The sequence below is a fragment of the Streptomyces sp. NPDC021096 genome, from assembly GCF_040641275.1.
GTDB lineage: Bacteria > Actinomycetota > Actinomycetes > Streptomycetales > Streptomycetaceae > Streptomyces.
Map to the genome: position 1 here is coordinate 76,352 of NZ_JBFADG010000021.1, position 12,143 is coordinate 88,494.

At 71.6% G+C, this 12,143-nt stretch carries 11 protein-coding genes; 4 read left to right on the top strand and 7 right to left on the bottom strand.

The window, feature by feature from the left end; translation table 11 throughout:
• Nucleotide 1 precedes the first annotated feature (1 nt).
• The 3 genes from AB0G59_RS23100 to AB0G59_RS23110 are packed head-to-tail and all read right to left on the bottom strand — an operon-like array spanning nucleotide 2 to nucleotide 2,219.
• Nucleotides 2-265 carry a lasso peptide biosynthesis PqqD family chaperone gene (locus AB0G59_RS23100; protein WP_360914602.1) on the bottom strand — a complete coding sequence of 88 codons (264 nt, stop codon included), beginning with the start codon at nucleotides 263-265 and terminating at the stop codon, nucleotides 2-4.
• Entirely contained in the window at nucleotides 243-2,078 is a 1,836-nt protein-coding gene (locus tag AB0G59_RS23105; RefSeq protein WP_360914605.1) for a lasso peptide isopeptide bond-forming cyclase, read from the bottom strand. Before AB0G59_RS23105 ends, AB0G59_RS23100 begins: the two co-directional genes overlap by 23 nt.
• A 6-nt stretch (nucleotides 2,079-2,084) precedes the next feature.
• Nucleotides 2,085-2,219 (bottom strand): lasso RiPP family leader peptide-containing protein, encoded by a 135-nt coding sequence (locus AB0G59_RS23110; RefSeq protein WP_104531718.1) that lies wholly within the window; start codon nucleotides 2,217-2,219, stop codon nucleotides 2,085-2,087.
• A gap of 269 nt (nucleotides 2,220-2,488) precedes the next feature.
• On the opposite strand from AB0G59_RS23110, the gene AB0G59_RS23115 reads away from it, so the two are divergent.
• The 4 genes from AB0G59_RS23115 to ectB are packed head-to-tail and all read left to right on the top strand — an operon-like array spanning nucleotide 2,489 to nucleotide 7,434.
• Complete coding sequence (locus AB0G59_RS23115; protein WP_360914608.1) at nucleotides 2,489-2,947, top strand: GtrA family protein; 459 nt, start codon at nucleotides 2,489-2,491, stop codon at nucleotides 2,945-2,947.
• The gene (locus tag AB0G59_RS23120) at nucleotides 2,944-5,463 is read left to right on the top strand and encodes a lysylphosphatidylglycerol synthase transmembrane domain-containing protein (RefSeq protein ID WP_360914611.1); all 2,520 of its coding nucleotides are present in this window, start codon (nucleotides 2,944-2,946) and stop codon (nucleotides 5,461-5,463) included. Before AB0G59_RS23115 ends, AB0G59_RS23120 begins: the two co-directional genes overlap by 4 nt.
• A 59-nt stretch (nucleotides 5,464-5,522) precedes the next feature.
• Nucleotides 5,523-6,116, top strand: coding sequence for a diaminobutyrate acetyltransferase (gene ectA / locus AB0G59_RS23125; protein WP_360914614.1), 594 nt, complete (start codon nucleotides 5,523-5,525; stop codon nucleotides 6,114-6,116).
• 55 nt (nucleotides 6,117-6,171) lie between these two features.
• Nucleotides 6,172-7,434, top strand: a complete 1,263-nt coding sequence (gene ectB, locus AB0G59_RS23130) for a diaminobutyrate--2-oxoglutarate transaminase (RefSeq protein WP_360914617.1) — start codon at nucleotides 6,172-6,174, stop codon at nucleotides 7,432-7,434.
• Between the two features lie 91 nt (nucleotides 7,435-7,525).
• On the opposite strand, the gene dpgC is transcribed toward ectB, so the two are convergent.
• The 4 genes from dpgC to AB0G59_RS23150 all read right to left on the bottom strand — a co-directional run bounded on the left by dpgC (nucleotide 7,526) and on the right by AB0G59_RS23150 (nucleotide 12,135).
• Nucleotides 7,526-8,791, bottom strand: coding sequence for a (3,5-dihydroxyphenyl)acetyl-CoA 1,2-dioxygenase DpgC (dpgC, locus tag AB0G59_RS23135; protein WP_360914647.1), 1,266 nt, complete (start codon nucleotides 8,789-8,791; stop codon nucleotides 7,526-7,528).
• 35 nt (nucleotides 8,792-8,826) lie between these two features.
• Entirely contained in the window at nucleotides 8,827-9,543 is a 717-nt protein-coding gene (dpgB, locus tag AB0G59_RS23140) for an enoyl-CoA-hydratase DpgB (RefSeq protein WP_360914620.1), read from the bottom strand.
• Nucleotides 9,544-9,547: 4 nt separating this feature from the next.
• Nucleotides 9,548-10,738 (bottom strand): 3,5-dihydroxyphenylacetyl-CoA synthase DpgA, encoded by a 1,191-nt coding sequence (dpgA, locus tag AB0G59_RS23145; protein ID WP_360914650.1) that lies wholly within the window; start codon nucleotides 10,736-10,738, stop codon nucleotides 9,548-9,550.
• A 119-nt stretch (nucleotides 10,739-10,857) separates the two neighbouring features.
• Nucleotides 10,858-12,135: a PLP-dependent aminotransferase family protein gene (locus tag AB0G59_RS23150; RefSeq protein ID WP_360914653.1), complete on the bottom strand. Its 1,278-nt coding sequence runs from the start codon at nucleotides 12,133-12,135 to the stop codon at nucleotides 10,858-10,860.
• Nucleotides 12,136-12,143 lie beyond the last annotated feature (8 nt).

Below are 12,143 nucleotides of genomic sequence, written 5' to 3' on the forward strand. Positions count from 1 at the left end.
CTCACGGCGTGCCCTCCAGCAGACGGGCGGAGCCGAGCTGTTCCACCACGCGCAGGACGTCGCGCCGCGCCAGCTGCGGGTCGATGCGGTGGCGGTCGGCGAGGGCGGTGGCGATCTGATCGGTGCTCAGTCCCTCCAGCAGGCTGCGCAGCACGTGCGAGCCGGTGGGGTTGAGCTGCCAGTACCGTCCGGTGCGCTGGTGGAGCAGCACCATTCCGTCGTCGGTGTCGGTGCTGGCGACGTCAGGGTGCAGACGCAGGGTCATCGGTTCTCCGGAGGGATACGGGTCGTCGTGCGGCGCGGAGCCAGGTCTCGCAGCCGAGGAGGTGCTCCACCGCGATGTGCCGGGTGTTGTCGGCCTGGGGTGCCAGCAGCCGGTCGCGCAGCGTCTGCGGGTCGATCAGTCCGTCGGCGGCCAGCGCCGAGTCGGTGAACAGCTCCAGCAGCTGCGGCAGGTGCCGGCGCCAGCCGATGTGCAGGTCACGGCTGAACTCGCCCTTGGTGGACCGGTCCAGCACGATGTCGGGGACGATGCCGCGCATGGCGTCGGCCAGCAGCGGCTTGTAGCGCCAGGGCGTGGCGCGCTCGTGCAGCCGGACGGCCAGGGCGGCCTCCACGACGCGGTCGTCGAAGTACGGCATGTGCAGCTCGACGCCCTCGGCGGCGAACAGGCGCGCCATCTGCCGGTAGGCCGGGCCGGTGGTGCGCAGGGCGAGCAGGAACTGGTGCTGTCCGCGGTCCTCGGCGAAGGGGCGGACCTGCCCGGCCGTCTCCCGCAGCGTCCCGCGCGTGCTCGCCAGTACGTCGCCGGTCACCCATTCCGGGGCGCGCAGCGGTACGAAGCCCCACCCCAGCGGAGGGTGCCGTGAGGCGACGGACGGCTCGCCGAGGTGGTCGGCCTGCTCGTTCCACCATGCGGCGGCGGTGCCCGGCCGGGCGAGCTCGCCGACCGTGGCGGCCAGCGGCCAGCGGCTGAGGGCGCGGTGACCGCGCATGTGGCGCAGGCCCGTCAGGGGGCGGCGGCGCAGCAACCGGTGCAGATAGCCGGGGAACTTGACGAAGAGCTCGTCGCCGCCGTGCCCGGCCAGGTGCAGCCGTGAGCCGTGCTCGCCCAGGAGCCGGGCCGTGTGCACGGTCCGGGCGAGGGTGCGGGTGAAGGGGTAGGGCTGCTCGGGGTCGGCCGCCGCGGCCGGGTCGGCGAAGATCTCCGGCAGCTCGCTCTGCGGTACGACCAGGTGCTCGGCCAGGGGCAGGGACTGTGCGGCGCTGGCGGCGTAGAAGGCGTCGTCGTTGCCCGCCTCGGCCTCGCCCCACCGGAAGGTGAGCAGCTCGGGGGTGTGCCGGGCCGCGAGGAAGGCCAGGGAGGTCGAGTCCATGCCGCCCGACAGGTCGGAGCTGAGCCGGCCGTCGTCGGGCCGGCGGTCCGAGAGCGCCGTCGTCAGCGCCTCGCGCACCGCCTGGGCGCCCTCGGTCAGCGAGGTCCCGGGCTCCGGCGGCCACCACCAGCGGACCTCCCGCGCGCGGGTCCGGTCCAGCAGGAGGTAGTGGTCGGGGGCGAGGGCCGTGACCCCGCGCCACATGCTGCGCTCGCCCAGCGGCGGGGGCAGCATGCCACCGCAGGCCACCCGGGTCGCCAGCATGTCCTGGTCGACGGGGGCCCGCGTCATCGCGGCCAGCACGTCGGCCCGGTCGGCCGCCACCGTGACGCCCTCGAAGCGGGCATGGAAGATCCGGGTCACGCCGGTCAGGCTGCCCTGGATCCGGATGCGGCCGTCCACGACGGCCACGAGGTGGAAGCTGCCCGGCAGTGCCCGGGAGAGCCGGTCGACGTCGGCCACGGTGCGGACCCGGCCGGCCAGCTCGGTCAGCTGTCCGGCGGTGACCGGGCAGAACCCGATCACCGCCACGTGCACCGAACCCGCCGTCGCCAGAAGGACCTCGCCGGGTTGCCAATGGCCGATCAGCCAAGGGCGGCCCGACGGATGTGCCACCATCCGCGGTTCCTCGAACGGAGCCGCGGCGGCCGCGGGCCGGGCATCGGCCACATCCGGCAGGACGACGAACTCGGTGCGCGACATCAGCCTTTACCGGAAGTTGAGGCCGAAGCTGTCGAGCGGCTTGCTACCGAAGCCCAGCGTGTCCTCGGAGAACTCGCCGACCTCGACCAGGGCGGGAGCCTCGTACAGATCCGCGTAAACCTGCTCTTCCATCTTCTCCATGGAAAACCCCTCCTTGTCATAGCGCACTTGGGAACAGAACGTCTGTGCGCTTGCCGGACAACGTATCGTCGCTAAAGGATCAAGACAAGCAGTATCGCTGCACGTCACACGCACTACGGCCGGAAGCAAGCAGTCCGCAAAGTCGACGGCGCTTAGCATGTGTTGGACTCACTGCCGACAGACGGACGTGCGAGACGATGAGGAACGGACTGGGAATGCTGAACCGACGGCCCCCGTGGATAGGCGGCGAAATCGTCAGGTTCGGGGCGGTGGGGAGCCTGGGGTGGGTCGTGGACACCGCGGTGTTCAACCTGTGCCTGCACCTGCTGCAGTTGCAGCCCGTCCGCTCCGGACTCATCGCCTCGGCAGTCGCTGTCGTCGCCACGTATCTGGGCAACCGTTACTGGACATACAGCAGCCGGACCGGTGGCCGGCGCTCCCGGGAATTCGCCCTGTTCGTCCTGTTCAGTGGTGTGGGAATGGTCATTCAAAACGGCCTTCTCGCGCTGTCCCACTATGGCTTCGGCTATACCTCGGCCCTTGCCGACAACGTCGCGAAGAACATCATCGGCCTCGGCCTGGCCACCCTCTTCCGCTTCTGGGCCTACCGCACCTGGGTCTTCCGGCCCGCCCCCGCCCCCGCCAGCACCGTCGTCGCCGGAGCCGGGGGCAGCCCCGGGGACCGGGCGCGGGCCGGCGTCGAGCAGGCGGGGCGCGTCCACCGGTGACCCTCCCTCCGCGTGCGGTCGAGAGCGCCCGCCCCGACGGCGAGCCCCCGGCGCAGACCCCGCCGGGCACGGCCCGCGTCCACGTCGACGAGCCGCTGCTCGCCGCCCGCGTCCACCGGCCCTCGGACCTGCTGCGCTTCCTCGCCGGCCTGCTCGGCGTCGTCGCCGTCCTCGCCCTCGCCGGCATCGCCCACAACACCACCACCGGCATCACCAGCGACATCACCTCCGGGGCCACCAAGGTCCACGGCCTGTCCACCACCCTGTCAGGCCTCCTGGCGGGCGCCGCCGTCCTCCTGGTCCCCCTCGCCTTCACCGTCGAGCGCCTGGCCAGGCGCGACGGCATGCGCCTGGCCGACGGCGTCCTCGCCGCCGTCCTCGCCCACAGCCTGACCCTCGGCCTGGACTGGTGGGTCGTCGAAGGCGCCGGCGAGGGCATCCGCAACGCCCTCACCCGAGCCCCCCAGCCGGGCGGCGGCCTCACCGACCCCGTCCACGGCTACCTCGTCCCGGTCATCGCCTACATGACGGCGGCCGCCCCGCCCGGCCGACCCCGCTGGCGCATCGCCCTGTGGTCGGTCGTCGTCCTCAACGGCGGCACCGAACTGATCAGCGGCTACAACTCCCCGATGTCCCTGGCCCTGACCGTCATCCTCGGCTGGACGGTCGCCCACGGCACCCGCTACGCCCTCGGCTCGCCCAACGCCCGCACCACCGGCCGCAGCCTGCTCGTCGAACTCCGCAAGGCCGGCTTCCACCCCGCCACCGCCCACCGCGCCCCCGACGGGCCCGGCGGCACCCACCGCTACTACGTCGCCCAACAGCAGGGCCCGCCGCTCGACGTCCACGTCATCGACCGCGAACTGCAGGCCTCCGGATTCTTCTACCGCCTCTGGCGCCGCATACGGCTGCGCTCCGCCGCCGTACGCCGCAGCCCGCGCTCCCCGCGCCAGGCCCTGGAGCACGAGAGCCTCATCTCCTACGCGGCCGCCTCCGCCGGCGCCCACGCCCCCCGCCTCGTCGCCACCTCGGAGCTGGGCCCCGACGCGGTGATCCTCGTCTACGAACACGTCGCGGGCCGCACCCTCGACGAACTGCCCGACGCCGAGGTCACCGACGAGCTGCTGACCGGCCTGTGGGAATCGGTCCGCGCCCTGCAGGACCGGCAGATCGCCCACCGCCGCCTCACCGGCGAGTCCCTGCTCGCCGTCGCACAGGGCCCGGCCCACCTGACCAACCTCTCCCACGGCGACGTCGCCGCCGGCGACTTCGCCCTGCGCATGGACATCGCGCAACTGCTCACCACCTTCGCCCTGCGCGCCGGGCCCGAGCGGGCGGTCGCCACCGCCGCCGACGTCCTCGGCCCCACCCGGGTCGCGGCCGCGCTGCCCCTGCTCCAGCCCATCGGCCTGAGCCGCTCCACCCGCGCCGACCTGCGCCGCTACAACCGGGAGCACAAGGCCGAAGCACCGGACGGCGACGAGGGGAGCACCGAGGGCACCACCGGGGACACCACCGAGGGGGACCTCCTCTCCCGCATCCGCCGGCTCATCCTGGACATGGTCCCCGAGACCCCGGCCGCCCCCGTCCGGCTCGAACGCTTCAAACCCAAGACCCTCTTCACCGCCATCGGCGGCGCCATCGCCGTCTACTCCCTGCTCACCGCCTTCCCCGCCACCCAGATCGACTTCGCCGACATGAACGGCGCCTGGGTCCTCGCCGCCTTCGCCGCGGCGGCCCTCAGCCACCTGGCGGCGGCCATGTGCCTCATCGGATTCGTCCCCGGCAGGCTCCCCTTCGGCCGAACCCTCCTGGCCCAGATCGCCGGATCGTTCGTCAAACTCGTCACCCCCGCCGCCGTCGGCGGTGTCGCCCTCAACACCCGCTTCCTCCAGAAGGCCGGCGTCCGCCCCGTCCAGGCCGTGGCCAGCGTCGGCGTCTCCCAACTGGCCGGGCTCGCCTGCCACCTCGTGCTGCTGTTCACCTTCGGCTACATCGGCGGCACCGAGCAGGGCACGGACCTGGCTCCCTCCCGGACCGTCGTCGCCGGCCTGCTGACCGCCGCCGTCCTGGTCCTCACCGTCACGGCCGTCCCGCCCCTGCGCCGCTTCGTCGCCGCCCGGCTGCGCCCCCTGCTCGCCGGAGTCGTACCGCACCTGCTGGACCTCCTGCAGCGCCCCTACCGGCTGGCCGTCGGCTTCGGCGGATACCTGCTGCTCACCGCGGCGTTCGTGGCCTGCCTGGACGCCTCGCTGCGCGCCTTCGGCGGCCACGCGAGCCTCGCCGTCGTCGCCGTGGTCTTCCTCACGGCGAACGCGGTCGGCTCCGCCGCTCCCACCCCCGGCGGGATCGGGGCCATCGAGGGCGCGCTGATCGGCACGTTCGTCGGGCTCGCCCACGTGCCGATCGAGATCGCCACCCCGGCGGTCCTGCTCTACCGGATCCTCATCTTCTGGCTGCCCGTACTCCCGGGCTGGGCGTGCTTCGGCTATCTCCAGCGAAAGGGCGCCCTGTAGGGCCGTGGTCCGCCCGCTTCCGGTGAGAACGACCGCTGACCCCAGCACGTTGATCAACTATGCTGACCGGGCCGGATGTTGATCTACGCAATCGATCCGGACGGAAAGCCGAACACGACTTGAAAGGGCGGCGGATCATGTCGTTCCCAGCTGATCCCAAGCCCCCACACACGGGGGAAATCCGGCTTGAGACACCGCGACTGGAAGACGGTCACGCAATATGGCGTCTCGCCCGCGAACACGAGAAGACGGTCGACGTCAATTCACCGTACTTCTATATTCTTTGGTGCCGTGACTTCGCGAAGACCTCGGTGGTCGCCCGCTCCGCGGACGGCGTGTGCGGATACATCATCGGCTTCGCCCGGCCGGACGATCCGGAGACGGTGTTCGCCTGGCAGAGCGGGGTGGACGCCACCCTGCGCGGCAGGGGGCTCGCGCGGCGCATGATCGACCACATCGCCCACTCCGACCCGCGCTTCCGCTACCTCGAAGGCACGGTCACGCCCGACAATACGGCCTCGGAGAACCTCCTTCGGTCCTTCGCCCGCGACCATGACGCACCGCTGGAGCAGGTGCCGTTCCTGGGCGCGGAACTCTTCCCCGACGGCCATGAGCCGGAAGCGCTCTTCCGTATCGGCCCCTACCATGCCTGACCCCCACCCCGATTCCCCCTCCGGTATCCCCTCAGATCCCCGACAAGGGAGCGACATGACGGCAACGGGCGTATTCGAAGACCGCGAATCGGTGGTGCGCAGCTACTGCCGCGGCTGGCCCGTGGTCTTCGGCAGGGCACTGGGCAGCCACATGCACGACGAAAGCGGGCGCCCCTACCTCGATTTCTTCGCCGGTGCCGGGACGCTCAATTACGGGCACAACAACCCGCGCATCAAGGCGGAACTCCTCTCCTATCTCGCCGACGACAACATCGTGCACAGCCTCGATATGTACACGGTCGCCAAAAGGGAGTTCCTGAGCACCTTCCACGAAGTCGTCCTGGCGCCGCGCGGACTCGACTACAAGGTCCAGTTCCCCGGCCCGGCGGGCACCAACGCGGTCGAGGCGGCCCTCAAGCTGGCCCGCAAGTACACCGGCCGCCGCACCGTGGTGAGCTTCACCAACGCCTTCCACGGGATGACGCTCGGCGCCCTCGCGGTGACGGGCAACGCCATGAAGCGCGCCGGCGCCGGCGTCCCACTCGAGCACACCGTGACGATGCCCTACGAGAACTACCTGGGCGAGGGCACCGGGGACGTGGGCGGCCTGGCCCTGCTGGAGGGCATGCTGCGGGACAGCGGCAGCGGCCTCGACAAGCCGGCCGCGGTCATAGTCGAGACCGTCCAGGGCGAAGGCGGCCTCAACGCGGCCTCCGCGCCGTGGCTACGCGAGCTCGACGCGCTGTGCAAGCGGCACGGGATCCTGCTCATCGTCGACGACGTACAGATGGGCGTGGGGCGCACCGGAGCGTTCTTCAGCTTCGAAGAGGCCGGGATCACCCCCGACATCGTCTGCCTCTCCAAGTCCCTGAGCGGCCTGGGCCTGCCGATGGCTCTCACGCTGTTCCGCGGCGGCCTGGACATATGGGAGCCGGGGGAGCACAACGGAACCTTCCGCGGCTTCAACCCCGCGTTCGTCACGGCCACCGCCGCCCTCGGCTACTGGCGCGACGACGCGTTCGAGAAGGAGACCCTCGCCAAGGGCGAACAGGTCGGGCGGGCGCTCGCCGGGATCGCCGAGGCGAGGCCGGGCAGCGTGAGCGGCCTGCGCGGGCGTGGACTGGCCCGGGGCATCGTCCTGGCCGATCCCCACCAGGCCGCTGCCGTCTGCGAGGAGGCGTTCCGGCGCGGCCTGCTGATGGAGACCTCCGGGCCGAAGGGCGAGGTCGTCAAGCTCATGCCGCCGCTGACCACGACCGCCGAGGAGCTCACCGAAGGCCTGGAGATCCTCGCCGACTCACTGGACGCGGTGCTGTAGGCGGTGCTGCAGGGGGCCACGGAACGCCCCCGCGGAACCGGCCGCGGACACCCCCTCACGGGAAGGGGTGTCCGCGGCCGGTCGTTCCGCGTCAGCTACGGGCGGCGGAGGCCGCGGTGAAACGGCCGACCTTGCCGATCACGTCCTCGCTGTACAGCCGCAGCGACTGCTGCAGGGCGAACTCGGCCATGTACTGCCGGAACGCCTCCGGCGGTTCCTCGGCCAGGTTGACCATCCGCCGGTTGGTGACCACCGCCGGGCTGTCGAGGCGCCGCAGGGCGTCCTCCACCGCCGCGTCCAGCTCCTGCGGCTCCACCACCTCGTCGAAGAGGAACCCGGCGTCCGGCTCGGTGGCCCGGATCAGGCGGCCCCACAGCACCACCTGGCGGGAGATCCGCCCGCCGGCCAGCCGGCCCAGCCGCAGATTGCCGGCGCCGGGCACGATGCCCTCCTGCGCCGCCGGCAGACTGAAGTAGGTGTCGGCGCCGGCCAGGACCCGGTCGAAGACCATGAGCAGCTGGGCCCCGCCGCCGATGGCGAACCCGTCCACCGCCGCCACCCACGGCTTCTCGATCGTGCGGGACTGCCACGACCGGTCGTGGTCGGTCAGCACCCCGCGGATGATCTTGTGGATGTAGCCCAGTTCCCGACGCAGCAGGAAGTCGACCAGGGAGATCTCCCCGGCGTGCAGGCTCTTGAGGTTGATGCCCGCACTGAAGACGCGCCTGCCCCGGTAGCGGGGGTGGGTCATGACGCCGCCGCGCACCAGCGCGACGCGCACCGCCGGGTCCAGCAGCGCCAGGTCGACGGCCGTCTCCATGTCCTCGACCTGCCGGTTGTCCTCGGCGTTGAGGCAGTCGTCCCGGCACATCGTCAGATGCGCGGCGCCGTCCCGCCGTTCGAGCAGGACGGAGCCCAGGTCCACGCTCCCCGTGCGCTCGAACTCAGCCAGCAGGCCCAGGGCCCGCGGCGTGGGCCTGAGCATCGCGTCCATGAGGTGGGGACCGGAGACCGGCGAACCCAGCACCTGGCTCAGGAAGATGCCCTGGTCGATCTCGTGCCCTTCCTTGCCGGCCTGCGGACGGGCCCGCTCGGCCGCCATCCGCCCGGCGGTGGGCACCAGCCCGGGAAAGGCCGCCGCGGCGGCTTCGACCAGCTCCGCGAGGCGCAGATGGACCGTGCGTCGCTGCGTCAGCTCGTCGTACACCGCCTCGCCGTGCGTCCGCATGAACCGGCTGCGCAGCGCCCGGCCGCGGTTCTTGGCCTCGGCGGCCAGGGCGCGCTGCTCCGGGGAGCGGTCCGCGGGCTCGGGGAGCGACGCCAGCAGCTCGTCGATGCCGGCGGCCTCCTGTGCCAGGGCCTGGCGGGCCTCGGCGAGGCCGGCCGGCGCGGTCACGGTGCGACCTCGGCGGGCACCCGGCGCAGCACCCGGTCGCAGGCGGCGAGGTGGCTGCCCAGGGCGTCCTCGAAGCGGGTGGTCGTCGCGTCCAGCATGAGCTGCCGTCGTACGCCCAGGCCCTGGCCGGTCCTGGAGCCGAGGAGGGCGACCGTCCTCGCCAGCGCGGCCTCGGTGTCGTCCGCGACCTCGTCGACCAGGTGCAGGCCCAGGGCCTCGCTCGCGGGGAGGGGGAGGCCGAAGAGCACCGTGCGGCGGGTCGGGCCGATGCCGATCTGGTTGGCCAGGCGGTAGAGGGCCATGCCGGGCCAGACGCCGTTGACGTCGGAGGGCACCGTCAGCCGGGCGTCGGCGCCGGCTATGCGGTAGTCGGTGGCGAGCAGCGCCTCGAACGCCACGCCGCCGCAGTCGCCCGTGGCCACGGCGACCGTGGCGGCGTCCAGTCGCTCCAGCCTGCGCAGGGCCCGCTCCCACTTGTTGACCAGGGGCAGGCTCACCTCCCGGGTCCAGGAGTCCTCGGGGGCGCCGGTGACGTGCAGGACGGCGACCTGCGGGGCGCCGGAGTCCTCGACGCGGTCGGCGAGGGCGGTCAGCTCGGCGACCGTCGCCACCGTCAGGGGCCGGGCGCCGTCGACGCGGATCGTGAAGTCCTCGGCGGGCCGGGGGGAAATACCGGTGGGGTTCAACTTCTCATTGCCTCTCTGCTCGGTCACATCGTCACCAGCGGACCAGGGCGGTCTCGATCGTCGAGCCGGGTCCCATCGTCATCAGCACGCAGTACTCGCCCGGCCGGGCGACGCCCTCTTTGAGCAGCCGTTCGTAGGAGAAGAGGAAGGAACCGCTGGAAAGATTCCCGTAGTCGCGCAGCACACCCGTGGTGTGCCGCAGGTCGTAGCGCGTCAGGCCGAGGTTGACCATGACGGCGTCGATGACCTTCTTGCCGCCGGAGTGCACCAGCCAGTGGGCGATGTCGCTGCGGCGCAGCCCGGCGCCTTCGAGCAGCCGGTCCACGACGATCTCGGCGTGCGCTCCCACCACGTACGGCACGTGGGGGTCGAGGTAGAAGCTGAACCGGTCCTGCTCCGCGTCCCAGTCGTAGCGCATCGCGTCGACGGCGTCGGTGATGACGCAGCTGGCGAACTTCAGGATGCGCGGCTCGGGGACCGGCTCCGCGGCCACCGCGGGCAGTGCGGCCGGCGGCTCGTCGCGGCCGTCCCACTCGCCGGCGACCAGGGCCACCGCGGCCGAGCCGTCGCCGAAGAGGCTGTTGACGACGGACGTGCGCATGGTGCCGTCGAAGACGTACGCGGCGGAGCACGACTCGATGCACACCATGACCGCCAGCTGGCCGGGGTGCGCCCTGGCCCAGCCGTTCACCGCGTTCAGGGCGTTGAGCCCGGCGTTGCAGCCCATCCCGACGATGTCGATCCGGCTGCAGTGGCGGCTGATGCCGAGTTCGCGGATGAGCAGCGCGCTCAGCCCCGGGGTGAGGAAGCCCGTGGACGTCACGCAGCACAGGTAGCCGATGTCGGACAGCTCGGCGCCGGCGTCCTTGAGGCACTCCTCGACGGCCCGGACGCCCATGTCGATGCCCTGCGCCTTGTGCTTGGCGAGCAGTTCGCCCTGCTTCTCCAGCACGCGGGTGCCGTCCTCGCCCTGCGGGGGCAGGGTGAGGAAGCGCCGGTCGATCGCGCTGTTGAGGAAGATCGAGCGGATCCGCGGATCCTCGATCCGGAAGATGTCGAGCAGGTCCTGCTGGGAGTACGAGGTGGGGGGCACGGCGGTCCCCACCCCGACGACGCGGGCCACGCCGGGCACGTCGAGTGCGGTGTGCGGGGCGGTGGCCAGCGCACCGGGGTGCGGAAGGCCCGCGGTGGCGGACAGGGGGGTGGGCAGGTCGGCGGTCATGGTCATCGGTAGGTCCATCCCCACGACCTGCGCTTGCTCCGGATTACCGGAATGTAGTGTTCCATGGCTCCTCTTGATCGCGTCGCGCTGGTGTCGCGCTCTCGGTGGTGTGTCGGGAACTAACGGCCGGCGGACTGCTCACGGACGAAGTCCGCGAGCCGGTCCAGACCCTCCTCGATCTCCGGCGCCAGCAGATGGCTGAAGGACAGCCGGATCTGGTTGCGGGGCCGGGAGTCGGCGTAGAAGTGGTGCATGGGGGTCCACAGCACCCGGTGGCGCTGTGCGCTGAGCTCCAGCAGGTCGTCACCGGCCGGGAAGGGCACGGTGACGACGAGGAAGAAGCCGCCGCCCGGCGTGTTCCAGGAGACCTGCGGGGCCCCGTCCTGGCCGAAGCGCTCGGAGAGCCCCTTCAGCATCCGGCGGAGGTTGTCCTGGTACGTGCGGATCTCCCGCTCGTTCGCCGTGCGCAGGCTGCAGCCGTTCTCCAGCAGCTTGCCGCCGATGACCGCCTGCGCGATGGGCGAGGTGTTCACGGTGAGCATGCTCTTGACCTTCGCGAGCTGGTCGGCGAGGCTCTCCGTCCCGCCGCCCGCCACGGCCACCCGCTGACCGGCCACGGCGAAGCCCACCCGCGCACCGGGAATGCCCGTCTTGGCGAACGAGCCCAGATAGACCACGCGTTCGTCGCTGTCCAGCGACTTCAGCGTCGGCAGCCCGGCACCGTCACCGAAGAGACCGTACGGATTGTCCTCGAGGACGAGGAAGTCGTGCTCCTGCGCGATCCGCAGCAGATCCAGGCGCGTCTGCCGGCTCAGGCTGGCACCGCTGGGGTTCGCGAAGTCCGGGATCACATACAGCGCACGGGGATTCAGCCCCGCCGCCCTGGCCCGCTCCACGACGGCCACCAGATCGTCCAGGTCGATGCCCGCGCCCGACTCCCGGACGGGCAGGACCGGCATGTCCACGAGCTGCGCCGCCCCGTGCGCCCCCACGTAGGTGGGCGTCACCGCCAGCAGCACGTCCTTCTCGGTGCGGCGCAGGGCGCGCAGCGTCAGGTACAGGGCCTCCTGGCAGCCGACCGTCACCACGATCGACTCCGGGTCGGCGACGATGCCCTCGTCGACCCGCAGGTTCTCGGCGATCAGGCCGTGGATGATGCCCTTGGTCCGCCCGTACTGCAGGATCGTGCGGGTCACCGCCGCCTCGTCACCGCCCAGTTCGGACGTCAGGTGCCGGCGGAAGGTGTCGAGGTAGTGCGGGATCGCGTCGAGGTCGAAGTACCCCTCGAACGGGCGCCCGGCCGCCAGTGAGACGGCATCGGGGTAGCGCTGGGCCACCTCGTTGAGGAAGTTCATGGATTCGCTGACCGGTGATCCCAGCGAACCGTGCAGATCCATGATCTGCA

What these genes read in the sequence shown, in the direction of transcription:
- AB0G59_RS23100 (WP_360914602.1), bottom strand. Translation starts at nt 265, where the DNA reads ATGACCCTGCGTCTGCACCCTGACGTCGCCAGCACCGACACCGACGAC.
- dpgA (WP_360914650.1), bottom strand. Translation starts at nt 10,738, where the DNA reads ATGACCGCCGACCTGCCCACCCCCCTGTCCGCCACCGCGGGCCTTCCG.
- ectA (WP_360914614.1), top strand. Translation starts at nt 5,523, where the DNA reads ATGCTGACCGGGCCGGATGTTGATCTACGCAATCGATCCGGACGGAAA.
- AB0G59_RS23105 (WP_360914605.1), bottom strand. Translation starts at nt 2,078, where the DNA reads ATGTCGCGCACCGAGTTCGTCGTCCTGCCGGATGTGGCCGATGCCCGG.
- ectB (WP_360914617.1), top strand. Translation starts at nt 6,172, where the DNA reads ATGACGGCAACGGGCGTATTCGAAGACCGCGAATCGGTGGTGCGCAGC.
- AB0G59_RS23150 (WP_360914653.1), bottom strand. Translation starts at nt 12,135, where the DNA reads ATGGATCTGCACGGTTCGCTGGGATCACCGGTCAGCGAATCCATGAAC.
- AB0G59_RS23110 (WP_104531718.1), bottom strand. Translation starts at nt 2,219, where the DNA reads ATGGAGAAGATGGAAGAGCAGGTTTACGCGGATCTGTACGAGGCTCCC.